Raw genomic sequence first — 22732 nt, forward strand, 5'->3', positions numbered from 1 at the left:
CGGGCCCCAGCTCGCCGCGTTTCAGGGCGCGATTCCGAATTCGCTCGGCTCTCTCAGCACCTGAATTCCGCAATCAGCTCCATTTTCTTCATTCCCCCGATTCACCCGATTCTCTCGGTCCGCACGGCTCACCTCGCCGAAGTCGACCGAGGCCGGCTCGTTCTTGCGATTCCCTGCGCTGCTCCTACGCTGCGGGACTCCCTTGATACGTGCCGTATCAAGGAAGGTTCCGCATGAACCGCACACGTACGAACAGCCGCTTCTCCCGCACCCGCAGCGGAGCCCCGAGCTCCGGCAAGGGCGGCGGCCGGTTCTCCGAAGGCTCCGGACGGTCCGGCGGTCCGCGCCGCTCCCAGGGCTCCGGGCGCCGCCCGGCCGCTCCCCAGGGCGAGTTCGCGCTGCCGAAGACGATCACTCCGGCGCTGCCCGCCGTGGAGGCGTTCGCCGACCTGGCCATGCCGCCGGCCCTGCTGGCCGCGCTCGGCCGCGAGGGCGTGACCGAGCCGTTCCCGATCCAGGCGGCGACCCTGCCCAACTCGCTGGCCGGCCGTGACGTGCTCGGCCGCGGCCGTACCGGTTCGGGCAAGACCCTGGCCTTCGGCCTCGCCCTGCTGGCCCGTACGGCGGGACGCCGTGCCGAGCCGCGTCAGCCGCTCGCGCTCGTCCTCGTCCCCACCCGCGAGCTCGCCCAGCAGGTCACCGACGCGCTCACCCCGTACTCCCGCGCCGTGGGACTGCGGTCGGCCACCGTCGTCGGCGGCATGTCGATCGGCAAGCAGGCCGGCGCCCTGCGTGCGGGGGCCGAGGTCCTCGTCGCGACACCCGGACGTCTCAAGGACCTCATCGACCGCGGCGACTGCCGACTGGACGACGTGGAGATCACCGTCCTCGACGAGGCCGACCAGATGACCGACATGGGCTTCATGCCCCAGGTCACCGCCCTGCTCGACCAGGTACGCCCCGACGGGCAGCGGCTGCTCTTCTCGGCCACCCTCGACCGCAACGTCGACCGGCTGGTGAAGCGCTACCTGACGGACCCCGTGGTCCACTCCGTCGACCCGTCGGCCGGTGCCGTCACCACGATGGAGCACCACGTGCTGCACGTGCACGACACGGACAAGCACCGCACCACCACCGAGATCGCGGCGCGGGACGGCCGGGTCATCATGTTCCTGGACACCAAGCACGCCGTGGACCGGCTGGTGAAGCACCTGCTGAACAGCGGCGTCCGCGCGGCCGGCCTGCACGGCGGCAAGTCCCAGCCGCAGCGCACGCGGACCCTCGCCCAGTTCAAGGACGGACACGTCACGGCGCTGGTGGCGACCAACGTCGCGGCCCGCGGCATCCACGTCGACAACCTCGACCTGGTCGTCAACGTGGACCCGCCCACCGACCACAAGGACTACCTGCACCGCGGCGGCCGTACGGCCCGCGCGGGCGAGTCCGGCAGCGTCGTCACGCTGGTCACCCCCGACCAGCGGCGTGACATCAGCCGGCTGATGGCCTCGGCCGGCATCACCCCGCAGATCACCCCGGTCCGCTCGGGTGAGGCGGAGCTGACCCGCATCACCGGCGCGCAGGCGCCGTCCGGTGTCCCCGTCGTCATCGCCGCGCCGGTCGTGGAGCGTCCCCGACGTGCCGCGTCCGGGGGTGCCTCGTCCCGTGGCCGCCGTGGTCGCGGCGGCGCCGCGGGCCGCACCGCGCAGGGCGGCGGCACCGGCCAGGGGCGTTCGGGACAGGCGCGTTCCGCACAGGGCAGGTCCGTGCAGGGTGGCTCCGCCCAGGGGCGGCCCACCGGGGAGGCTCCCCGGCGCAGGCCGCGCCGGCAGTCCACCGGCGACTCGGCGGCCTAGGCCGGCGCCTCGGCGGGGCTCCACCGAGGCCCCGTCGCCCGGGGCCCCTCCGCTGGGGCCCCTCACCCGGCCGAACGGCCATCACGAACGGCAAGCTCCTCGGAGTCCCCCTCCCTTCCCCCTGTGAGGCATCATGCGCTGCGTCATCGCCCGGTACCCGTTCGACCTGACCAAGGACGGGGTGCTCAGCTCGATGAAGGGCATCACGCCCGAGCCCATCACGGGTGAGTCCGTGACCATCGGCCGACGCCGTTACCCCGTCAAGCAGGTGGGCGCGGTCATCACCCGCCAGGACCGCCGCGACTTCACCGGCGGCGAGGTCACCCGGGCCATGGCCCGGCTCGGCTTCACCTGCCACCCCGACCCCGAGGCCGCACCCGCGCCGGAGCCCGCCGCCTCACCGGTGCAGACCGCGTCGGCGCTGCTCGGCGGCACCACGCCGCTGGACGGCTGAGGCCGCGTCGGAAACGCGGGACGGACGAGGGCCCCGGCGTCAGCCGGCGGCGGCCAGACCGCTCGCCCGGCCCTCGTCGTCCCACCGGACCTCCAGGATCCGCTCGACGGCGTCCCGGTCGACCGGACCGAACACGTGCGGGAACAGGGTGCCTTCGGCCACCCCGGGCGGCGGAGCGGGGGCTGCCGCCTCCCACACGCACGGCGCGGTGAGCCGCTTCTCGTCGACGACCAGGGCGAGCAGGGGCCGCGGAGCGGTGCGGTAGAAGGCGTCGGCGACGGCGAGGGTCGTCCCCTCGTCCGGTGAGCAGTGGACGAACCCGTCCTCGACGAGGGACGCGGGCGCGTACGGCCGGCCGGGGTCGGCTTCCCAGTCGGCGAGCGGTACGACGTGATAGATCATCGTCCGATTGTCCCAGCGGCCCGCCCGCGCGCCCTCACTCCGAGGGCGTCGCCGCGGTGCTCGGACGAGCCGTCGGCCCGGCTCCGGGCGGGGCCGAGGTCGCCGGTGACGGCGGGTCGCCGGCCGACGGCGTGCTCGGAGCGGCGGAGGATGTGACGGGGACGGACGTACTGGGGACCGCCTCCCGCTCGTCCGGCCCCTGGGACGGGGCGACGGACGGCGCGGGCTCGGACGGCGACGGAGCGGGCGCGGACGGCGACCGAGTGGGCTCGGACGGCAAGGGCGAGGGGACGGCCGGGGGCGGGGCCAGCGGAACGGCCGGGGGGGCCGGCGGGCCGGTGTTCGTCCACGGGACCGGCAGCGCGAGCAGGGCGACAGCGGCCGCGCAGGTCACGGCGGCCCCGGCGGCCGCGCGCAGCAGGCGGCGCCGGGACGCCGCCCGGCGGATCGCCTCGTAGCGGCCCGGCGGCGGGCCCAGGAAGTCCGCCCCCGGGCGAAGGACGACCAGCAGCGGGTCGTGCGGGTCGTCGTACGCCGCCTCCGGGCCGTCCGGATCGTCCTCAAAGCGTGTGGTCAAGGCTTCTCCTCAGATGGACGCGGAGCAGTTCGCGGGCCGCGTGCAGGTCGGCCTTGACGGTTCCTTCCTTGCGCCCGGTGAGCACGGACACCTCCCGGATCGGCATGTCAGCGTAGTAGTGGAGAAGGATCGGTACCCGCAGTCGCTCCGGCAGGGACTGCACCAGCAGCCGTACCGAGGGGTCGGCCTGCTGGGGATGCGGGCGGACGGCGACCTCCGCGGTGACCCGGCGCACGGCCCGGCGCTCGCGCTCCAGCTTGCGCCAGTGGTCCCGGACGAGGTTGGCGGCGGTGACGTAGAGGAAGCCGCGGGGCTCGTCCACGGACGTCCAGCGGGCCCAGAGCCGGGTGAAGGCCTCCGAGGCGATCTCGTGGGCCGTCTCGTCGTCGTCGACGAGCCGGCGGCACCAGCCGGCCAGGCGGGGGTAGAGGGCGGCGAACAGCTCGGACGCCGCCCTGTCACGGGACCGTTTCAACGCTCTCCATGGTCGGGTGGGGGGCAGAGGGAAGACGCCGGTGCGGGGGCGCGCGTTCCCGTGGTCACGACGGTGCGGAAGCCGTCGGCGCGCCGGCGGCCGCCGTGGTCGTGGCGGTCAGCTCGGCGAAGGCGATGACGTTGTCCCGGTAGCCGTCGCCGTCGTGCGGGCCGCCGCACGTGATGAGCCGCAACTCCGGGCGGTCCACGTCCCCGTAGACGTCCCGGGTCGGGAACGCGGCCTTCGCCACCGTGCGCACGGACGTGACGGTGAAGACCGCGACCGTGCCGCTCTCCAGGCGCGCCTCGATCCGGTCGCCGCGGTGCAGCCGCGCGAGGTGGCGGAAGACGCCGTCCCCGTGGGTGCCGACCGTGACGTGGCCGAGGACGACCGACGGTCCCACCTGGCCCGGCGTGGGCGAATGCCGGTACCAGCCCGCACGGTCGTGGTCCGTGACGGGCGGCACCTGCACCGTGCCGTCCGGTTCCAGTCCCAGCGGCATCACCGGGGTGTCGACCCCGATGGCCGGGATGCGCAGGCCGACCGGGACCGAACGACCGAGGGGCCGCGCCGGACCGTCGTGCGCCTGCGCGGACGGCGCCGTGCGGGCGGGCGGTGCGGTCGCGGCCTCCTCGGCCCCGTGCCCGCCGCCGCAGCCCACCAGCAGCGCGGCCAGGGCGAGTCCGGCCAGGGCGCGCCCGGAGAACGGGGTCATGCCCCGGTCGCCCGGCGGCGGCGTACGACGAAGGCGACCGCGCCGCCCGCGGCGAGCAGCGTGCCGACGCCCGCGCCGACGAGCCCGTCACTGTTCCCGGAGGACTTCGGGGTCGTCACCCCGGTGTCGGGCGCGCCCTCCGGCACGGCGGAGACCTGCCCGCCGACCGGGCGGCTGCTCGGCTCGGCGGCCGGGGCCGGGGAGCTGACGGACGGGGCCGGCGCCGGGGCCTGGCTCGGCTCGGTGGTGGGGCTCGGGGTGGCGGCGGACGGCGGGCTGCTGGGGGCCGCGGTCGGGTCGTCGGCGAACGCGGGGACGGTGCTCGCCAGTACGGCGGTGCAGGCGAGTGCCAGGGCACTGAGGATGGTCCGGCGCATCGGGTCGCTCTCTCTCGTCGGTCGGTCCGCCCGCCCGCCCGTGGTCGGTGGGCGGGGACGCGTGGTCGCGTGGGTCGCGGACCGAGCAGAGAGACGAGGGAGCGGCGGAGCGGGTTGTAAAGAGATGGCAAAGGAGAGTTGGCGAAGCCACCCGTCGTCCGTGCCCGTGCCGCTTCTTACGGACCCGTGACGTGCCGGGCCCGGCACCCGGCCCCGGTGCCCTCGCGGGCCTAGCGTGGCCGTATGCGTGTACTGGTCACCGGCGGTGCCGGGTTCATCGGGTCCCACGTCGTGGAGGCGCTGCGGGCACACGGGCACGACCCCGTCGGCTACGACGTCCGCGCGGACCCCCGCGCCGACGTGCGCGACCCGGCGGCCGTCGCCCGGGCGCTGGCCGGGGTGGACGCCGTGTGCCACCAGGCGGCGATGGTCGGGCTCGGCAACGGATTCGCCGACGCGGCGGAGTACGTCTCGCGCAACGACCTCGGCACCGCCGTCCTGCTCACGGCCATGGCGGAGGCGGGCGTACGGCGGCTGGTGCTCGCCGGGTCCATGGTCGTGTACGGGGAGGGGCGGTACGCGTGCCGCCGGCACGGGGTGGTGCGGCCCGGGCCGCGGGCCGTCGCCGAGCTGGACGCGGGCCGGTTCGAGCCCGCGTGCCCGGTCTGCGGCGCGGACCTGACGCCCGGCCTGGTCGGCGAGGACGCACCGGTCGACCCGCGCAACGTGTACGCCACGACCAAGCTGGCGCAGGAGCACCTGGCCGCCGCCTGGGCCCGGACGACCGGCGCGGCGGCGGTGTCGCTGCGCTACCACAACGTGTACGGACCCCGGATGCCCCGCGACACCCCGTACGCGGGCGTCGCGTCCTTCTTCCGCTCCGCGCTCGCCCGCGGCGAGGCACCGCGCGTCTTCGAGGACGGCCGCCAGCGCCGGGACTTCGTGCACGTGCGGGACGTGGCCACGGCGAACGTCGCGGCGCTGGAGGCCGGGACACCGGCCGGGACACTCGCGGTGTACAACACGGGCAGCGGTGACCCGCACACGGTGGGCGAGATGGCGACCGTCCTGTCCGCCGCGTACGGCGGACCCGGGCCCGTCGTCACCGGTGAGTACCGCCTCGGCGACGTACGCCACATCACCGCCGACTCCTCGCGGCTGCGGGCCGAGCTGGGGTGGCGGCCGCAGGTCGGATTCGCGGAGGGGATGCGGGAGTTCGCGCGGGCGGAGCTGCGCGGGGAGTGACCCCTCGGGCCCCCCTAAGCCTCAGGCGTCCGCCATGGGCAGGACCACCTCGAAGCGGCAGCCGCCGGGGATGTTGCGGACCGTGGCCCGGCCGCGGTGCGCCTCCACGATGCCGCGGACGATGGCGAGGCCCAGGCCCGCGCCGGCCGGGGGCGTACGGGCGTGGGTGCCGCGCCAGCCGGTGTCGAACACCCGGGGCAGGTCCTCCTCGGGGATGCCGCCGCAGCCGTCGGTGACGGAGAGCACCACGCCCTCCGGCGAGGGCTCGGCGGCGACCGCGACCGTGCCGTCGGCGGGGGTGCGGCGGATGGCGTTGACCAGCAGGTTGCCGAGGACGCGGCTCATCTCCTTGCCGTCCACCTCGACCGGCACGGCCTGCACCGCCTCGCCGACCAGCCGTACCCCGTGCTCGCGTGCCAGGGGGTCCGCGCCCGCGAGGGCGTCGCCGACCAGGTCGTAGAGCGAGATCCGGGCCGGGGCGAGGGGGAGGGTGCCGGCGTGGATGCGGGAGAGTTCGAAGAGGTCGCCGACCATGTCGTTGAGGCGTTCCACCTCGGTGCGGATCTGCCGCAGGTAGCGGTCGGGGTCGGCGGCGACGCCGTCCTCCAGGGCCTCGGACATGGCGCGCAGGCCGGCCAGCGGGGTGCGCAGGTCGTGCGAGATCCAGGCGACCAGTTCGCGCCGGGAGGTCTCCAGGGCTCTTTCCCGCTCCCGGGATTCGCGGAGCCGGGCACTGGTGGCGGCCAGCTCCCGGCTGAGCGCGTCCAGTTCGGCGGTCGCGGGCACCGTGGGCGCCGCGTAGCCGCCGTCGTCGCCGAACGACCGTGCGGCGGCGGTCAGTTCGCGGCTGCGGGCGACCACCCAGCGGCCCAGCAGCAGCGCCGTGGCCAGGGAGACGACGGCCGCCATCGCCACCACGGTCGTCACGACGGACAGGTCGTGCGGGGACAGGAACATCGCCCACGCGACGGCGAGCGTCCCCGCGAGCATCGCCAGGACGGCGACCGAGGCCACCACCGCGAGCGAGGCGGTCAGCGAGCGCCGCCGGATCACCCGCAGCACGCCCGCACCCGCCAGGCCGGTGGCGGCGGCGCCGGCGAAGGCGTAGAGGGCGATCAGGAGGGTGTCGCGCATGATCAGTCCCGCTCCTGTCCGCCGGGTTCCGTGGCCCGCCCGGCCGGGTCGAAGCGGTAGCCCACGCCCCACACGGTCTGGATCAGCCGGGGCCGGGCCGGATCGTCCTCGACCTTGCCGCGCAGCCGCCGGACGTGGACGGTGACGGTGGACAGGTCGCCGAAGTCCCAGCCCCACACCTCGCGCATCAGCTCCTCCCGGGCGAACGCCCGCCCCGGGTGCCGCAGGAAGAAGGCGAGCAGATCGAACTCCCGCAGGGTGAGCGCCAGTTCGGCGTCACCCTTGGTGGCCCGGCGGGCGGTGGGGTCGACGGTCAGCCCGGCCGCGGACAGGGGCCGGACCGCGATGGCGGGCCGGGTGCGGCGCAGGACGGACTCCACGCGCAGCACCAGCTCCCGCGGGCTGAAGGGCTTGGTCACGTAGTCGTCGGCGCCGACCTCCAGGCCGAGGATGCGGTCGTCCTCGTCGCCCCGGGCGGTCAGCATGACGACCGGCACCGGCCCGCCGCCGCGCAGCCGCCGGCAGACCTCCAGGCCGTCCATGCCGGGCAGCATCAGGTCCAGCACCACGAGGTCCGGCCGGTGCGTGGCGGCCCGGGCGAGCGCCGCCGGCCCGTCCTCCGCCCGGTCGACGACGTAACCGGCGCGGTCCAGGTAACCGGCCACGACCTCGGCGACGGTGGGGTCGTCGTCGACGACCAGGACCCGGGCGGGCCCGGCCGGGTCGCCGTCGGGGCGTCCGGCCGGGACCGCCGCCGCCGAAGCGGGCTCGTGGGGCTGCTGCATGCGCCCAGCCTCGCACCGCGTTCCGCCCGGCGTCGTCCCCGAAAGCGCCCACGGCCCGCGACGTCCGCGTTTCGTAAGGAGCGGACGTCCGTTTCGTCCGGTTCGGGTTCGTAGGGTGAAAGCCGTGACCACCTCGCCCGCTGCGGATGTCGACGTCGTACTGCCCTGCCTGAACGAGGCCGGGGCCCTCCCCTGGGTCCTCGCCCGGATCCCCGACGGCTGGCGCGCGCTCGTCGTCGACAACGGCTCCACCGACGGCTCGGCGGACCTCGCCCGCGCCCTCGGCGCCACGGTCGTGACCGAGCCGCGCCGCGGTTTCGGTGCCGCCTGCCACGCCGGGCTGACCGCCGCCACCGCCGACGTCGTCTGCTTCTGCGACTGCGACGCCTCCCTCGACCCGGGCCTGCTGACGCCCTTCGTGCGCGAGATCCGCGCGGGCACGGCCGACCTGGTGCTCGGCCGCCGGCGTCCGCAGGGCCGGGGCGCGTGGCCCGCGCACGCCCGCGCGGGCAACCTCGCCCTCGCCCGGATGCTGCGCCGTCGCACGGGCCTCGGCCTGCACGACCTCGGCCCGCTGCGCGCCGCCCGCCGCGAGCGGCTGCTCGCCCTCGGCCTCACCGACCGGCGCAGCGGCTATCCCCTCCAGATGGTGGTGCGTGCCGCCGACGCGGGCTGGCGGATCACCGAGCACGACGTCCCCTACCTGCCCCGCACCGGTGCCTCGAAGGTGACGGGGACCTGGCGCGGCACCTGGCAGGCGGTACGGGACATGCGCCGGGTCCTGTCCGAGGACCCGGCACCCCCGCTCCCGCGTGAGGCGGCCCGCGGGGGGAACTCATGGTGAGCATGGCGACCACCCTCCTCGTCATCGCCAAGGAGCCGCGACCCGGCCGGGTCAAGACCCGCCTCACCCCGCCCTTCACCCCGGCCCAGGCGGCGGCACTCGCCGAAGCGGCCCTCGCCGACACCCTGCGCGCCGTGGCCGCCACGCCCGCGCGGCGCCGGGTGCTGGTGCTCGACGGCGTCCCCGGCCGCTGGCTGCCGGCCGGCTTCGAGGTCGTACCGCAGTGCGCGGGCGGACTCGACGAACGGCTCGCGGACGCCTTCGCCGGGTGCGCCGGACCGGCCCTGCTGGTCGGCATGGACACGCCGCAGGTGACGCCGGAGCTGCTCACCGTGGATTTCGCCGGCTGCGACGCGTACTTCGGTCCGGCCGAGGACGGCGGCTTCTGGGCACTGGGCCTGGCCCGCCCCGACCCCGCGCTGCTGCGGGGCGTGCCCATGTCGACGCCGGTGACGGGGGCGGTGCAGCGCGAGCGGCTCGTCTCGGCCGGGCTGCGGGTGCGCGACCTGCCGCCCCTGCGCGACGTCGACACCGCCGCCGACGCACGGGCCGTCGCCGCACTGGCTCCGCACGGCCGCTTCGCCGCCCGGCTGGCCGCGTGCCCGGCGGTGCCGGACCGGCGGGTGGGCCGATGAGCGGCTCGGCGAACGGGTCGGCGAGCCGCACGAGGAGCGGCCGTCCGGGCGCCGCCCCGGTCCCGGTCCCCTGGGCCGCCTCCGACCCCTACGCCGCCGCCCTGCGCGCCGGCCGGGGGCCGCTGTTCCTGCGCCGCACGGACGGCTGGCTGCTCCCCCTGGAGGTGGAGCGCTGGTGCGAGCGGGCCGACGCGGTCGACCGGGAGGTGCTGGACCGGTGCGAGGGCGCCGTGCTCGACGTGGGCTGCGGGCCCGGCCGGCTGGTGGCGGAGCTCTCCGCCCGCGGCCGGACCGTCCTCGGCATCGACGTCAGCGAGGCCGCCGTCGCCCGCACCGTACGGCTCGGCGGCCAGTCGCTGCGGCGCTCCGTCTTCGATCCGCTGCCCGGCGAGGGACGCTGGGGCACCGTCCTCCTCATGGACGGCAACGTCGGCATCGGCGGCGACCCCCGTGCCCTGCTCGCCCGCGTGGCCGCCCTGCTCGCGCCCGGCGGCCTGCTGATCGCCGAGACGGCCGAGGCCGACGTCGACGAACGCGCCCAGGTGCAGGTGGTCGACGTCACCGCCCCCCGCACGGCGGGCGGTTCCTTCCCGTGGGCACGGCTCGGCACGCCCGCCCTGCTCCGCCACGCGGACGGCGCCGGCTGGCGGACCGCCGCTCAGTGGACGTCGGGTGCGCGCCGGTTCGTCGCGCTGCGCAGCGGCCGCAGCGCCAGGAGCAGTGCCGAGACGCCGAACAGCGCGGCCGTGATCAGCAGCCAGCGGGCCAGGAAGCCCTCCGCCGACAGCCCGGCGACCGACCGGTAGCGCCGGTCCACCCGGCCGCTGATCAGCGGGAACCACACGAGCAGCAGCAGCCCGGAGAACGCGGCCGGAACCCGCACGTACAGGACCCACGCACGGCGTCCGGCCGCGGCCGGACCTCGGACGACGGCCTGGTCGGCCGCCGCGTACAGCGGCAGCAGCACGAGGTCGTGCAGCAGCGCCGCCCCCACGAACCACAGGGCCACGCCCAGCCAGTCGCCGGCGAGCAGTCGCACGCCCGCGTAACCGGCGAGCGCGAAGGAGCACAGCAGCAGGAGGATCTGGAACGGGCTTCCGATCCTGGGCCGCGGCCCGGTCGCGCGGTCCCTCACCCGTTTCGTCACGGCCCTCATCCCAGGTCTCCGAACGTCATCCGCGTCACCCACTTGGTGTTCAGCACGCCGGGCGCGGCGGGCACGATGATCCGCGCCGGATATCCGTGGTCCAGGCTGAGCGTCTCCCCGTTGACGGACAGCGCGAGCAGGGAGCGCGCGTCGGCCACCTGGTTGGCGCGCAGCGCACCGCTGCGGAAGGGACCGTGCCGCTGAAGGGACTCGACGAACACGTCCGGCGGGTCGTCCTCGAAGCCCACGCGCGCGGCGAGGTCCCGCAGCCGTACCCCGCGCCACCACTGGTCGGACGTCGACCAGCCCTCGACGCAGGCGATGGGCAGCGCCGCGCTGTACTGCGCCATGTCCAGCAGGTCGGCCCGGCCGAGCCGGACGGTTCCCGTGCGCCCGGTGACGACGAGCCGCCAGGCGTCCTCGCGGGTCTCCGCCGGGTCGATGCCGACGTACGCGGCCGTCTTGTTGATCTGGAACCCGTTGGGGCCGTTTCCCGGCTCGGGTCCGCCGTGCGGCGAGAGCACGGCCGTCTCCCGCAGCGGCCCGTCGAAGCTGCGGCCGGCGTTGGTGACGAACATCAGCAGCGAGCCGCCGCCGACCAGCCACAGCGCCCCGCGCCGGGAGACGGTGGGCGGATCGGGCCGCGGGGCGGCCAAGTCGTCGTCGCGCTCGTCGCGCAGCGTCCTCAGGGCGCGCAGCGCGATCGGCATCTTGAGCGCGACGTGCACGACGAACGCGGCGAAGAACACCCAGGCCCCGTAGAAGTGCAACGGGTAGAAGGAGCCGGGGAAGAGGTAGTCCAGCTGGACGTTGAGCACCCCGGTCACGAACTGGAACAGCCCGCCGCCGACCAGCAGCAGCAGCGAGATCCGCTCCAGCCCGTGGGCGAGCGAGCGCACCGGCGGCAGCGTGAACAGCCGCGGCACGACCGACCACAGCTTGGCCAGCAGGACCGGGATCAGGGTGAGGCCCAGGGTGACGTGGACACCCTGGTTGAGTCGGTACAGCCAGGCCGGGCCGGCCGGCCACGCGAAGAGGTAGAAGCCGAGGATCCCCTTGTCCGGGGTCTTGTCGTTGACCGGGTCCAGGCCGGGGTTGTAGGCGGCGTAGGAGAGCAGGCCCGTCACGAACAGCACGGAGACGCCGACGAGCAGGACGAGGCCGAGCACCGCCGTGAACCGGCGGCCTCGCAGCGGGCTGCGCCAGAAGCCCGGAGAGGACGGTAGCCGTGAGGCGAGGTCGCGCATGTCCCGACCGTAGGCCGGACCCGGCCCCGAAGACGGGCCGCGACCCATGACGAAACGCTGACGTCCGCCGTGTGCACCGTCCCGCGGCCGATCGTCCCGCCTACGGTGCCCGTGTGACCCGCCCCCGCCCCGGCCTCCGCGACCTGTACGCCGTCGTGCCCGCCGTGCTCCTCGTGGTGGCGGCCGTACTGATCGGCCGCCACCTCCAGGCCACCGACCACTCGCTGCTGGTCGGCTGGCCGCCGCTGATCGGTCGCTGGGACCCGCACGTCGGTCCCGGCACGCCCGCGGCCGTGCTGCTGGCGGTGGCGACCGTGGCGTACGGCCCGTCCGTCGCCGCCCGTCTGCCGTGGCGCGCCCTGCTCGCCGCGTCCTGGGGCACGGCGACGGCCTGGATCTGGTCCCTCGCCCTGATCGACGGCTGGCACCGGGGCATCGCGGTCCGGCTCACCACCCGCTTCGAGTACCTCCAGGTCATCGACCGCTGGAACGACGTCCCGGCGACCCTGCGCGACTTCACCCGGCACATCCTGATCGACTCCCCCGACAACTGGCCCGCCCACGTCGCCGGTCACCCTCCGGCGGCCACGCTCACCTTCGTGCTGCTCGACCGGACCGGGCTGCGGGGCGGGGGCTGGGCCGGGGTCTGGTGCATCACCGTGGGCGCCACGGCGTGCGTGGCGGTGCTGGTGGCGGTGCGGGCGCTGGCCGGCGAGCGGCTCGCCCGGCGGGCGGCGCCCTTCCTGGTCATGGCGCCGGCCGCGGTGTGGATGGGCACGTCGGCCGACGGGTACTTCGCGGCGGTCGCGGCGTGGTCCGTGGCGCTGCTGGCCCTCGCGGTCACCGGACGCTCGCTGTGGTGGGCGGCGGGTTCGGGGCTGCTGTTCGGCCTGACCTGTTATCTGTCGTACGGGCTGACGCTGTTCGCGGTGATCGGCGCGGCGGTGCTGTGGCTGGGCCGGCGCGGGGTGCGGGAGCGACCGGTGCTGTTCGTGCCGCTGCTGGCGGGGGCGGCGGTGGTGCCGGTGGCGTTCACCGTGGCCGGGTTCGACTGGTGGGAGGCGTACCGCCTGCTGGTCGAGCGGTACTACCAGGGCGCGGCCGGCATCCGCCCCTACGGCTACTGGGTGTGGGCCAACCTCGCCTGCACGGTGCTCATCACGGGCCTGGCGACGGTGGCGGGACTGCGGCGGGCCGGGGGCGTGCTCCTCGCCGGACGGCGCGGCGGGGCCGTGGCCCCCGGGGACGGCCGGGCCGCGCTTCTCGTGACCGCCGGGCTGCTCGCCCTGCTGGCCGCGGACCTGTCCGGCATGAGCAAGGCGGAGACGGAACGCATCTGGCTCCCCTTCGCCCTGTGGCTGCTGCCGGCCTGCGCCTTCCTCGGCCGCCCGCGGGTGTGGCTGGCGGCGCAGGCCGTACTGGCGCTGCTCCTCAACCATCTGCTCGCGACCGGCTGGTGAGCGGACCGCCGGGCATCCACGGGGGTGCGGACACGGGCACGGACCGGGCACACGCAGGAGGGCCCGCACCTTGCGGTGCGGGCCCTCCTGTGCGGTTCGCGCGTGTTACGCGGGAACGATGTTCTCCGCCTGCGGGCCCTTCTGGCCCTGCGTGACGTCGAAGTTGACCCGCTGGCCCTCCTGGAGCTCACGGAAGCCCTGGGTGGCGATGTTCGAGTAGTGGGCGAAGACGTCGGCGCCGCCGCCGTCCTGCGCGATGAAACCGAAGCCCTTTTCGGCGTTGAACCACTTCACGGTACCGGAAGCCATGATTTTTTCTCCTAGGCAGTGCTGGAGACCCGCACCGTGCGGGTCCTCCCATCGCTGCGATGATCACCTGCCCGGAAAACCGGTAACGCAAATGGCAACCACAACTGCAACTGATGTCGAGCCTAGCACGAAATGCCCCGGCCGCCCGGGCAACAAATCACGGCGAAAATCACTGCGGGAATGGGAATGCGGATATCTTCTCGCTTACCCGCGAATATCTGTTTCGCCGGTGTCAGATTTTCACCCGCGGCCACGGCCGCTGCTCCCGGATCGCTCGGCCGTGCGGCGCAGTTCGTCGTTGATCCGCAGCGCCTCCTCCAGGTCGTCCTCGAGCCGGACGATGCGGCAGGCGGCCTCGATCGGCGTGCCCTGGTCGACCAGCTCGCGGGCCCGGGCGGCGCGGCGCAGCTGCTGCCGCGAGTACCGGCGGTGGCCGCCTTCCGAGCGCATGGGGCTGATCAGGTCGGCCTCGCCGAGCGCGCGGAGAAATCCGGGCGTGGCGCCGATCAGGGCGGCCGCCCTGCCCATGGTGTACGCCGGGTAATGATCGTCGTCGAGCCGGTCGGCGGCCGGCGTCCGGCCTTCGGCGTCCAGCCTGCTCTCCGAGGGCATGCATACCTTCCCGCGGACCGCCGAGGACACGGCCCGCCGCGGGGAATCCGGTTCCCCCACACCTGAACTCTAGTCGCGCCGGTCGGATACCTGCTGCGGCGAACACATATCCGACCCGCGCGGACCGGACCTCGACCGTGCCGAAAGGGCGAGCGGACCTGGTCCGCTCGCCCCGTGTCGTGCTGGGAGACGTCAGGTCACGACGCCACCGGCGCCGGTCCCACCAGTTCCGTCAGGACGTCCTCCATCGTCACGAAGCCCAGGACCGTGCCCGTCTCGCCGGTGACCGCGGCCAGGTGGCTGTCCTCGGCCCGCAGGGCGGTGAGGGTGTCGTCGAGGGGGGTGTCGATGCGGACCCGGGTGACCCGGTGCAGGGCACTGCGGGGAAAGGGACGGTCGCGCTCGGCGATGCCCAGGGTGTCCTTGATGTGCAGGTAGCCGAGCACGGTGCCGCCGGGGCCGGTGACCGGGAAGCGGGAGTAGCCCGCCTCGGCGGCCAGGCGTTCCAGTTCGGCCGGGGTGACGGTGTGCGGAGCGGTGCGCATCCTGGGGGTGGGCACGAGGATCTCGCCGACCGGGCGGGTGCCCAGTTCCAGCGCGTCGCGCAGGCGCTCGCCGTCGGCCGGGGTCAGCAGCCCGGCCTCGCTGGCGTCCACGACCATGCGGGCCAGCTGGTCGTCGGTGAAGACGGCCTCGACCTCGTTCTTCGGCTCCACCCGCAGCAGCCTGAGCAGCGTGTTGGCGAAGGCGTTGATGCCGAAGACGACCGGCTTCAGGGCCCGGGTGAGGGCCACCAGCGGCGGGCCGAGGATCAGCGCGGTGGTCGCCGGGGCGGCCAGCGCGATGTTCTTCGGGATCATCTCGCCGATCAGCATGTGCAGATAGGTCGCGAGGGCCAGGGCGATGGCGAAGGCCACCGGGTGGACCAGGGCGTGCGGCATGTGGACGGCCTCGAAGACCGGCTCCATCAGGTGCGCGATGGCCGGTTCCGCGACCGCGCCGAGCACCAGGGAGGAGACCGTGATGCCGAGCTGGGCCGTCGCCATCATGGCCGACAGGTGTTCCAGGCCCCACAGGGTCATCCGGGCCCGCTTGTCGCCCGCCTTGGCACGCGGCTCGATCTGGCTGCGGCGCACGGAGATCAGGGCGAACTCGCCGCCGACGAAGAACGCGTTGGTCAGCAGCGTCAGGGCGCCGATGAGGAGCTGTACGGCGGTCATCGGGCCACCTCCGGCTCCCGGTGGGACGACCGGCCGGAGGCCACCGGCTCCGCCGGCTCCCCGCGCGACTCCGCCCGTGCGGGGGCGGTGATGCGCAGGCGGTCGGCGCGGTGGTGGTCGATGTCGAGGACGTCCAGGCGCCAGCCGTCGAGGTCGATGACGTCGCCCTCGGCGGGGATGCGCGCCAGTTGGGTGGCGACGAGGCCGGCCAGCGTCTCGTAGGGGCCGTCCGGCGCGTTCAGGCCGATCCTCGCGAGCCGGTCCAGCCGGAGCGAGCCGTCGGCCTCCCAGGCCGCGCGGCCGTCCGCCCCGGCGGGGGCGGGCAGCAGGTCGGGCACCTCGACGGGGTCGTGCTCGTCGCGCACCTCGCCGACGACCTCCTCCACGATGTCCTCGACGGTCGCCACGCCCGCCGTGCCGCCGTACTCGTCGATGACGACGGCCATGGTGCGGGCCCGGCGCATGCGCTCCAGGAGGCGGTCGGCGGGCAGGCTGTCCGGCACCAGGAGCGGCGCGGTGGCCAGCTCGGTGACCGGGGTGGCCGCGCGTCGCCCGGGCTCCAGGGCCAGCACGTCGCGGATGTGGACGGTGCCGATGACCTCGTCCAGGCTGCCCCGGTAGACCGGGAAGCGGGACAGGCCGGTGGCGTGGGTGAGGTTGGCCGCGTCCGCGGCGGTGGCGTGGGCCTCCAGGGCCTTGACGTCCACGCGCGGGGTCATGACGTTCTCCGCGCTCAGCTCGCTCAGGTGCAGGGTGCGCACGAACAGCTCGGCGGAGTCCGCCTCCAGGGCGCCCTCGGCGGCCGAGTGCTGGGCGAGGGCGACCAGTTCCTCGGGGCTGCGGGCGGAGGCCAGCTCCTCGGCCGGTTCCAGGCCGAAGCGGCGGACGAAACGGTTCGCCGTGTTGTTCAGGTGCCGGATGAAGGGGCCGAACGCGGCGGTGAAGCCGCGCTGCGGTCCGGCGACGACCTTGGCGACCGCCAGCGGGCTGGAGATCGCCCAGTTCTTGGGGACCAGCTCGCCGACGACCATCAGGACGACGGTGGAGAGGGCCACGCCGAGGACGGTCGCCACCGTGGAGGCGGCGCCGCCCAGGCCGATCGCCGTCAGCGGGCCGCGCAGCAGCACCGCGAGCGACGGCTCGGCCAGCATGCCGATGACCAGCGAGGTCACGGTGATGCCGAGCTGGGCGCCGGAGAGCTGGAGGGTCAGACCGCGGACGGCCTTCAGGGCGCCGTCGGCGCCGCGCTCGCCGGACTCGGCGGCGCGCTCCAGGTCACCGCGCTCGACGGTGGTGAGCGAGAACTCGGCCGCGACGAAGAGCGCGCAGGCCAGGGTGAGGAGGAGGGCCAGCAGGAGCAGCAGGACCTCGGTCACCGTGCCACCCCGCTTCCCTCACGCGCATACAGGGGGGCTGGCGGGCCGTCCGTGGCACGGCCGGTACTGGGGGGCTCCATTACGGAACGGGACTCCTCAACAGGGTCGGCGGGGGCCGCTGCGGGCCGCCCGGAGTTTCCTCACATGGTAAAGGACGAGCAAAAAGATCGGGAGTCCTCGGACCCCTATGCTTCTACTCGCCTGTAGAGAACGGCCTGACGGTTCCGGTTGTTCCCGCACGCATGTCTTCCCGCACCCATGTTTCCCGCACCAAAGTGAAGGAGTGAACGCCTCGATGGTGTTCAAGCGGCTGCTCGGTTCCCTCGGCGTGGGCGGGCCCACGGTGGACACGGTCCTCGACCCGGGCGCGGCCCGGCCGGGCGGTGCGCTGACGGGCCGGGTCGATCTCGTCGGCGGCACCACCGGCTTCGACGTCGAGGTCGTCGCGCTGGAGCTGGTGGCCCGGGTGGAGGCCGAGCACGCGGACGGGGAGGGCGAGGGCGTCGTGGCCTTCGGCCGGTTCACCGTCGGCGGCGGCTTCCGGCTGGCCGCCGGGGAACGGCACAGCGTGCCCTTCTCGGTGACGCTGCCCTGGGAGACCCCGGTCACCGAGCTGTACGGGCAGCCGCTGGGCGTCGTCGTCGGCGTGCGCACCGAGCTGGCGGTCGCCGGGGCCCGGGACAAGGGCGACCTGGACCCGCTGGCCGTGACGCCGCTGCCCGCGCAGGAGGCCGTCCTGGAGGCGCTCGGGCAGCTCGGCTTCGGCTTCCGCTCGGCCGACCTGGAGTACGGCCGCATCGGCGGCACCGGGCAGCAGCTGCCCTTCTACCAGGAGGTCGAGCTCACGCCGGCGCCGCAGTACGCCCACCAGGTGGGCGAGATCGAGCTGACCTTCCTGGCCGCGCCCGGCGGGCTGGAGGTGATCCTGGAGGCGGACAAGCACGGGGGGCCGCTCGGGGGCGGCCATGACGCCCTGAGCCGTTTCACTGTGCCGCACGAGGGGGTCGCGGCGCAGGACTGGGGCAGCCTCGTCGACGGCTGGATCCGCGAGCTCGTCGAGCACCGGGCGTCCTGGGGCTCCCACGCCGTGTACGGACACGCGGGCGGACACGAGTCGGGGCGCCACTCCGGCCCCGGCGCCGGCACCGCCCTCGCGGCGGGCGCGGCCGGGCTCGCGGTGGGCGTCGCCGGCGGCATGGTGGCGGCCGAGGTCGTGGACGAGATCGGGGACTTCTTCGAGGACGACGAGGAGGCGGAGGGGGAAGAGGATGCGGAGGAGGGCTGAGCAGGCCGGCAGCTTCTACATGCCTGTAGATTCAAGTCGGTGGATCACCGCCCCGTCCTGCCGTAGATTCCGACCGGGCCCGGGTCACGGGTCCGGACCGCATGCCACCTGGGGAGCGCCGTGTTCGGACTGAGCGAGCTCGCGATCATTCTCGTCGTCGTCATAGCCGTCCTCGCCGCCAGGAAGCTCCCCGAGCTGGCCCGCTCGGCGGGCAAGTCGGCGCGCATCCTCAAGGCGGAGGCCCGGGCCGCGAAGGACGAGCAGGCACCGGCGGAGGTACCGGGGACGCCGCGCGTGATCCCCGGCGAGACGGTCCGGCGCGAGGACAGCTGACGGCCCGGCGGGACAGGTCTAGGACGGGTCGTCCGGTACGGCGGACAGCAGGCTGTGCACGATCGGGCCCGCGGAGCCGCTGCCGGTGACGCCCTCCTCGACGACGGCGGCGACGGCGACGTTGCCCCGGTGGGCGACGAGCCAGCCGTTGTTGTCCTGGTCGTCGGAGACCTCGGCGGTGCCGGTCTTCGCGCCGACCTCGCCGGGCAGGTCGCCGAGGACGTGCGCGGTGCCGTCGGTGACGGTGGCGCGCAGCATCCCGCGCAACTGGGTGACGACCTCGTCGGGGAGCGGCTCGGTGCGGGTCGCGTCCTCGTTCCCCGCGGTGACGGACGGCTGGTGGAACTCGCCGGAGACCGCGGTGGCGGTCACCGACGCCATGATCAGCGGGTTGGCCTGGACCCGGCCCTGCCCGATCATCGACGCGGCCTTCTCCGTCTCGTCCTTCGGCACCGGCACGGACCCGTCGTACGTCGGAATGCCCACGTGCCACTCCTGGCCGACCCCGAAGTAGGTGCGGGCGACCTCGCCCAGCTCCCCGTCGTCGAGCTTGCCGCGCAGGCTGATGAAGGCGGTGTTGCAGGACTCGGTGAAGTCCTTGCGGAAGGTGGCGCCGGGGTGCTCGGAGGTCTCGACGTTGTGGAACTCCTTGCCCACCGTCAGGTACTTGGGGCAGTCCACGACGTCGTCGGGTTTCACGGCGCCCTTGAGCAGCAGGGCACTGCTGGTGACGATCTTCCAGGTGGAGCCGGGCGCGTAGGTGCCGGAGGCGGCGCGGTTGAAGCCGCCGGCCGGGGAGTTGGCGAGGGCCAGGATCTCTCCGTTGTCGATGCGCAGGGCGACGAGGGCGGCGTTCTTGCCGTCGGCCTCGGCGAGGGCCTCCTCGGCGGCGGACTGCCAGCCGGCGTCCAGCGTGGTGCGGACGGGCCGGTCCGCGGTCGCCGGGTCGGGTTCCTTGCCGAACCTGGCCTCGGTGCGTTCGACCTGACCGGTGGCCCGGTCGATCAGCTCGACCGCGCCGCGCGGGCCACCGCCGGACGACCCGGCGATCCGGCCCAGCAGCGGGGCCAGGGAGGGGTGGTCGGCGCCCGTGAGGGAGGTTCCGGCGCGGTCGGTGACCTCGGGCGGGGACGTCTCCTCGCGCTCCAGCCGGAACTTCTCCGTGTCGCTCAGCCGGGGGTGGACCAGGGACAGCCGCCAGTCCACCTTCCAGCCGCCGTCCTGCTGCTCGCGCAGCGGCAGCCGCGACTCGTACGTCCAGGTGCCCAGGCCGGTGATCGGCATCCTGGCGGTGAACGGGACGGCCAGGGTGCCGTCCTCGGCCTCCTCCGCCTCCGGCGCCGCCGTCAGCACGGGCTCGGCGATGTCGAGCCCGGTGGTGAAGCTCTGCAGCACCTCCTGGGCCTTGTCGGGTCTGGTGGTGCGGCCGGCCGCGCTCGGCAGACGCCCGGCGGCCCAGTCGGCGAGGAAGGCGCGCGCCTGCTTCATCGCGGCGGGGTCGGGACCGTCGTCGCCGCGGGCGAAGGGGCCGAGCCCGGCGGCGTACGAGCCGCCCGCGGCGATCGCGAGCACCACCGCCACGGCGGTGACGGCCCGCACGCCGCCCCGCGGTCGGCGGCGGCCGGGAGGGGTGAGGCGGGGAGTGTCCGGCATCAGGCTTCCTGTTCTGTGGGACGGGACCGCGGCACCGGTCAGGCGGCGGCGAAGAAGTCGAGGACCGTGTCGGTGGCGTCCAGGGCCCTGCTGGTGGCGCCGAAACCCTGGGGCGGGGTGAGGGACGAGCCCGGCCAGGTGTGGCCGGCGTCGTGGACGACGAGGAGCTGGACCGTGGCCGCGGGATCACCGCCGAGGTGCCAGACGGTGCGGTCGTAGCCGCGCTCCCGTTCGGTGACCGGGCGGCCGGCGTGTCCCGCGGCGGCGAAGGCCTCCGCGCTGTCCCGGGCCGACCTGGTCGGCACGATCGGCTCCTCGGGGTCCGGCGGCGGGGAGGGCCAGCCCGCGAGGGGGCGTACGGGGTCGTCGGCGCCGTAGACGACCATGACGGGCACGGGGCCGGTGGGTTCCACCGCGGCGGCGCCCGAGGGCAGCTGGCCGGAGACCGAGGCCGCACCCGCCACCAGGCCGGGACGCTCGGCCGCGACGCGCAGCGCCATCGAGCCGCCGTTGGAGAACCCGGCGACGTAGACCCGCTCGGGATCGGCGTGCTCGGTGCGCACCAGGTGCTCGACCAGTGCCTCGGTGAACCGCACGTCGAGGCCGGGATCCGGGCGCTGCGCGGTCTTCTGCGTGCCCGCGCCCCAGCCCTGGCCGAGGCCCTCCGGGTAGGCGACGAGCATGCCGCGCGCCCCGGCGGCCTTCTCCAGCCGGCTCTGCTCCCGCAGTCCGGCGGCGTCCGAGCCCCGGCCGTGGAAGGCGACGACCAGCGGCCTGGGGCCGTCGCCGGCCACGGCCGGCCGGTGCAGGAGGTAGCCGCGGGTACGGCCGTCCACGCGCAGCTGTTCGCGGGCGTCCGGCGCCGCGGTCGCCGCGGCGCCGGCCGGGGTCGAGCTGCTCCCCGCCGGCTTCGCGGCGGGCCGTTCGGAGTCGGTGGCGCAGCCGGCCAACGGGAGCACGAGGGCGAGGGCCAGGGCGCCGGGCCACCGGCGGGGGATCGGGACGAGGTCACGGAGGGAGCGCATGTCCCGAGGAGAGCAAGGCCCTCCGGCCCCTGTCCAAGATTCATATGGATGTCGGATCGATCAATCCCCGATATGATTACTGGTCGTGGACCTGGTGCGGCACCTGGAGTGCTTCGTGGCTGTTGCAGAAGAGTCACACTTCGGGCGTGCCGCGGCCCGGCTGGGCATGGCGCAGCCGCCGCTGTCCCAGCGCATCCAGCGGCTGGAGCGCGAGCTGGGGGTGCGGCTCTTCGAACGCACCAGCCGGCACGTGACGATCACCGAGGCGGGCACGCTGCTGCTCACCGAGGCCCGTGAGCTCCTCGCCCGCTCCGATTCCTTCCTGGCCGCCGCGCGCCGCATCCGCGACGGCGAGACCGGGCTGCTGCGCGCCGCCCTGTCCCCCGACATCTCCGGCGAGACCGTCGCCGCGCTGCTGGCGGACTTCCGGCGCCGCCACGCCGGTCTGGAGCTGCAACTGCACGAACTGTCCACCGCGCAGCAGCTCGCCGCGTTCGCCGCGCACGAGCTGGACGTCGGCATCGTCCACCACCCGTGCGACGTCGCCGGCCTCGAACTGGGACCGCTGCTGCGCCGCGACCTGGGCGTGCTGCTGCCGCGCGGCGCGGCGGAGGCCGGGCTCGTCGAGGTGCCGCTCGCCGCGCTCAGCGGGTACGAGCTGGTCCTCTTCCCGCGCGAGAGCGCGCCCGCGGTCTACGACGACCTGCTCACGGCGTGCGCCCGGGGCGGCTACACCCCCGCCGCCGTGCGGCACGGCCAGGGCGTCAGCTTCGTGCGCGGGCTGGTGCTGTCCTCCGGGGCGGTGGCCCTGGGTCCCCGTGACACCCACCTGCTCGCCGCACCCGACGGCCGGGACCCGGACCTGGTCTGGCGCCCGCTCGCCGGGGCTCCGCTGGCCTGGCGGCACTCCGTCGCCTGGCCCGAGGGGCGGGGTGACGCCGCCGTCGGCGCCTTCGCGGACGCGGCCACGCACGCGCTCCGCACGACGGCCGGCGCACGCACCGACGCCCCCTCCCGGCCACTGCACCTGCGCCCGGCGTCGGAGTTCTGGCTGTGACCACCACCAAGACGGACCGCCCGCACCTCAGCCCCGCCGGCTCCGCCGTCCCGGCCACGACCGGAGCCCGACCCCGGCGCACGCCCGCCGGCTCCGCCGCGAGCGGGGCACGGCCCCACCCGCGCACCGGCTCCGCCGTCCAGGCCGCGAGCGGGGCACGGCCCCGGCGACCGCACACCGCCGCCCGCCCCGGCACGGCGGCACCGGCCGCGTGCGTCACCAGGCACCCGCGCGGAGCCGGAGCCCGGCCCCGCCACCCGCACCCGCCCGCCGCCGCGGACGCCGCCCGCACCGACACGGGAGCCCAGGCAGCCACCGGCACCGGCCGCTCGCACGCCGCCTCCGTCGTCCCGGCCACGACCGGAGCCCGACCCCGGCGACCGCACACCGCCGCCCGCCCCGGCACGGCGGCACCGGCACCGGCCGGCACCGGGCGCCCGTGGGGAGCCGGGGTACGGTCCCGCCCGCTCGCCGTCCTCATCACGCCACCCCCTCGCCCGGCACCGGAGCAC

24 protein-coding genes are annotated in these 22732 nt (G+C 75.1%); 10 read left to right on the plus strand and 14 right to left on the minus strand.

The window, feature by feature from the left end:
- Positions 1 to 233 precede the first annotated feature (233 nt).
- Together IEZ05_RS12135 and IEZ05_RS12140 are read left to right on the plus strand one after the other, a co-directional pair.
- Positions 234 to 1853: a DEAD/DEAH box helicase gene (locus IEZ05_RS12135; RefSeq protein ID WP_189230066.1), complete on the plus strand. Its 1620-nt coding sequence runs from the start codon at positions 234 to 236 to the stop codon at positions 1851 to 1853.
- Positions 1854 to 1986: 133 nt separating this feature from the next.
- A complete protein-coding gene (locus IEZ05_RS12140; protein WP_189230067.1) occupies positions 1987 to 2307 on the plus strand; it encodes an SCO5918 family protein in 321 nt (106 codons plus the stop codon).
- Between the two features lie 39 nt (positions 2308 to 2346).
- Here IEZ05_RS12140 and IEZ05_RS12145 read toward each other — a convergent pair whose 3' ends face one another.
- From IEZ05_RS12145 to IEZ05_RS12165, 5 genes are all read right to left on the minus strand, one after another.
- Positions 2347 to 2709 (minus strand): DUF952 domain-containing protein, encoded by a 363-nt coding sequence (locus IEZ05_RS12145; protein ID WP_189230068.1) that lies wholly within the window; start codon positions 2707 to 2709, stop codon positions 2347 to 2349.
- A gap of 34 nt (positions 2710 to 2743) precedes the next feature.
- The gene (locus IEZ05_RS12150; protein WP_189230069.1) at positions 2744 to 3286 is read right to left on the minus strand and encodes a hypothetical protein; all 543 of its coding nucleotides are present in this window, start codon (positions 3284 to 3286) and stop codon (positions 2744 to 2746) included.
- The gene (locus IEZ05_RS12155; RefSeq protein ID WP_189230070.1) at positions 3270 to 3761 is read right to left on the minus strand and encodes an RNA polymerase sigma factor; all 492 of its coding nucleotides are present in this window, start codon (positions 3759 to 3761) and stop codon (positions 3270 to 3272) included. The genes IEZ05_RS12150 and IEZ05_RS12155 overlap by 17 nt, the downstream gene beginning before the upstream one ends.
- A 64-nt stretch (positions 3762 to 3825) precedes the next feature.
- On the minus strand, positions 3826 to 4476 hold the full coding sequence (locus IEZ05_RS12160; protein ID WP_189230071.1) for a class F sortase: 651 nt from the start codon (positions 4474 to 4476) through the stop codon (positions 3826 to 3828).
- The gene (locus tag IEZ05_RS12165) at positions 4473 to 4853 is read right to left on the minus strand and encodes a RodZ family helix-turn-helix domain-containing protein (protein ID WP_189230072.1); all 381 of its coding nucleotides are present in this window, start codon (positions 4851 to 4853) and stop codon (positions 4473 to 4475) included. The genes IEZ05_RS12160 and IEZ05_RS12165 overlap by 4 nt, the downstream gene beginning before the upstream one ends.
- A 243-nt stretch (positions 4854 to 5096) precedes the next feature.
- Here IEZ05_RS12165 and IEZ05_RS12170 point away from each other — a divergent pair, with 243 nt between their 5' ends.
- Positions 5097 to 6098 (plus strand): NAD-dependent epimerase/dehydratase family protein, encoded by a 1002-nt coding sequence (locus IEZ05_RS12170; protein WP_189230073.1) that lies wholly within the window; start codon positions 5097 to 5099, stop codon positions 6096 to 6098.
- 21 nt (positions 6099 to 6119) lie between these two features.
- Here IEZ05_RS12170 and IEZ05_RS12175 read toward each other — a convergent pair whose 3' ends face one another.
- A complete protein-coding gene (locus tag IEZ05_RS12175) occupies positions 6120 to 7232 on the minus strand; it encodes a sensor histidine kinase (RefSeq protein ID WP_189230074.1) in 1113 nt (370 codons plus the stop codon).
- Positions 7233 to 7234: 2 nt separating this feature from the next.
- On the minus strand, positions 7235 to 8017 hold the full coding sequence (locus tag IEZ05_RS12180; RefSeq protein ID WP_189230075.1) for a response regulator transcription factor: 783 nt from the start codon (positions 8015 to 8017) through the stop codon (positions 7235 to 7237).
- Positions 8018 to 8132: 115 nt separating this feature from the next.
- Here IEZ05_RS12180 and IEZ05_RS12185 point away from each other — a divergent pair, with 115 nt between their 5' ends.
- Genes IEZ05_RS12185 through IEZ05_RS12195 form a run of 3 tightly spaced genes read left to right on the plus strand, consistent with a single transcriptional unit; the run spans position 8133 to position 10302 of the window.
- Positions 8133 to 8861 carry a glycosyltransferase family 2 protein gene (locus tag IEZ05_RS12185; protein WP_189230076.1) on the plus strand — a complete coding sequence of 243 codons (729 nt, stop codon included), beginning with the start codon at positions 8133 to 8135 and terminating at the stop codon, positions 8859 to 8861.
- Between the two features lie 2 nt (positions 8862 to 8863).
- On the plus strand, positions 8864 to 9496 hold the full coding sequence (locus IEZ05_RS12190; RefSeq protein WP_189230077.1) for a TIGR04282 family arsenosugar biosynthesis glycosyltransferase: 633 nt from the start codon (positions 8864 to 8866) through the stop codon (positions 9494 to 9496).
- Complete coding sequence (locus tag IEZ05_RS12195; RefSeq protein ID WP_189230078.1) at positions 9493 to 10302, plus strand: class I SAM-dependent methyltransferase; 810 nt, start codon at positions 9493 to 9495, stop codon at positions 10300 to 10302. Before IEZ05_RS12190 ends, IEZ05_RS12195 begins: the two co-directional genes overlap by 4 nt.
- 346 nt (positions 10303 to 10648) lie before the next feature.
- Here IEZ05_RS12195 and IEZ05_RS12205 read toward each other — a convergent pair whose 3' ends face one another.
- Positions 10649 to 11890, minus strand: a complete 1242-nt coding sequence (locus IEZ05_RS12205) for a molybdopterin-dependent oxidoreductase (protein WP_189230079.1) — start codon at positions 11888 to 11890, stop codon at positions 10649 to 10651.
- 113 nt (positions 11891 to 12003) lie between these two features.
- Between IEZ05_RS12205 and IEZ05_RS12210 the strand changes: the two genes are divergently transcribed.
- The gene (locus IEZ05_RS12210) at positions 12004 to 13350 is read left to right on the plus strand and encodes a hypothetical protein (protein ID WP_189230080.1); all 1347 of its coding nucleotides are present in this window, start codon (positions 12004 to 12006) and stop codon (positions 13348 to 13350) included.
- Between the two features lie 105 nt (positions 13351 to 13455).
- Here IEZ05_RS12210 and IEZ05_RS12215 read toward each other — a convergent pair whose 3' ends face one another.
- The 4 genes from IEZ05_RS12215 to IEZ05_RS12230 all read right to left on the minus strand — a co-directional run bounded on the left by IEZ05_RS12215 (position 13456) and on the right by IEZ05_RS12230 (position 16867).
- Positions 13456 to 13659, minus strand: coding sequence for a cold-shock protein (locus IEZ05_RS12215; protein WP_003975194.1), 204 nt, complete (start codon positions 13657 to 13659; stop codon positions 13456 to 13458).
- 240 nt (positions 13660 to 13899) lie between these two features.
- On the minus strand, positions 13900 to 14271 hold the full coding sequence (locus IEZ05_RS12220) for a MerR family transcriptional regulator (protein WP_189230081.1): 372 nt from the start codon (positions 14269 to 14271) through the stop codon (positions 13900 to 13902).
- Positions 14272 to 14468: 197 nt separating this feature from the next.
- Positions 14469 to 15491 carry a hemolysin family protein gene (locus tag IEZ05_RS12225; protein ID WP_189230082.1) on the minus strand — a complete coding sequence of 341 codons (1023 nt, stop codon included), beginning with the start codon at positions 15489 to 15491 and terminating at the stop codon, positions 14469 to 14471.
- Entirely contained in the window at positions 15488 to 16867 is a 1380-nt protein-coding gene (locus tag IEZ05_RS12230) for a hemolysin family protein (protein WP_189230083.1), read from the minus strand. Before IEZ05_RS12230 ends, IEZ05_RS12225 begins: the two co-directional genes overlap by 4 nt.
- 295 nt (positions 16868 to 17162) lie before the next feature.
- Here IEZ05_RS12230 and IEZ05_RS12235 point away from each other — a divergent pair, with 295 nt between their 5' ends.
- Both IEZ05_RS12235 and IEZ05_RS12240 read left to right on the plus strand, forming a co-directional pair.
- Entirely contained in the window at positions 17163 to 18152 is a 990-nt protein-coding gene (locus IEZ05_RS12235; RefSeq protein WP_189230343.1) for a sporulation protein, read from the plus strand.
- A gap of 120 nt (positions 18153 to 18272) precedes the next feature.
- The gene (locus IEZ05_RS12240) at positions 18273 to 18485 is read left to right on the plus strand and encodes a twin-arginine translocase TatA/TatE family subunit (protein ID WP_189230084.1); all 213 of its coding nucleotides are present in this window, start codon (positions 18273 to 18275) and stop codon (positions 18483 to 18485) included.
- Positions 18486 to 18503: 18 nt separating this feature from the next.
- Here IEZ05_RS12240 and IEZ05_RS12245 read toward each other — a convergent pair whose 3' ends face one another.
- Positions 18504 to 20138 carry a penicillin-binding transpeptidase domain-containing protein gene (locus IEZ05_RS12245; protein ID WP_189230085.1) on the minus strand — a complete coding sequence of 545 codons (1635 nt, stop codon included), beginning with the start codon at positions 20136 to 20138 and terminating at the stop codon, positions 18504 to 18506.
- 38 nt (positions 20139 to 20176) lie between these two features.
- Positions 20177 to 21163 (minus strand): CE1 family esterase, encoded by a 987-nt coding sequence (locus tag IEZ05_RS12250; RefSeq protein WP_189230086.1) that lies wholly within the window; start codon positions 21161 to 21163, stop codon positions 20177 to 20179.
- A 115-nt stretch (positions 21164 to 21278) separates the two neighbouring features.
- Here IEZ05_RS12250 and IEZ05_RS12255 point away from each other — a divergent pair, with 115 nt between their 5' ends.
- Positions 21279 to 22220: a LysR family transcriptional regulator gene (locus IEZ05_RS12255; RefSeq protein WP_308426926.1), complete on the plus strand. Its 942-nt coding sequence runs from the start codon at positions 21279 to 21281 to the stop codon at positions 22218 to 22220.
- Positions 22221 to 22732: the final 512 nt, after the last annotated feature.

The organism is Streptomyces flaveolus (assembly GCF_014648815.1).
GTDB lineage: Bacteria > Actinomycetota > Actinomycetes > Streptomycetales > Streptomycetaceae > Streptomyces > Streptomyces flaveolus.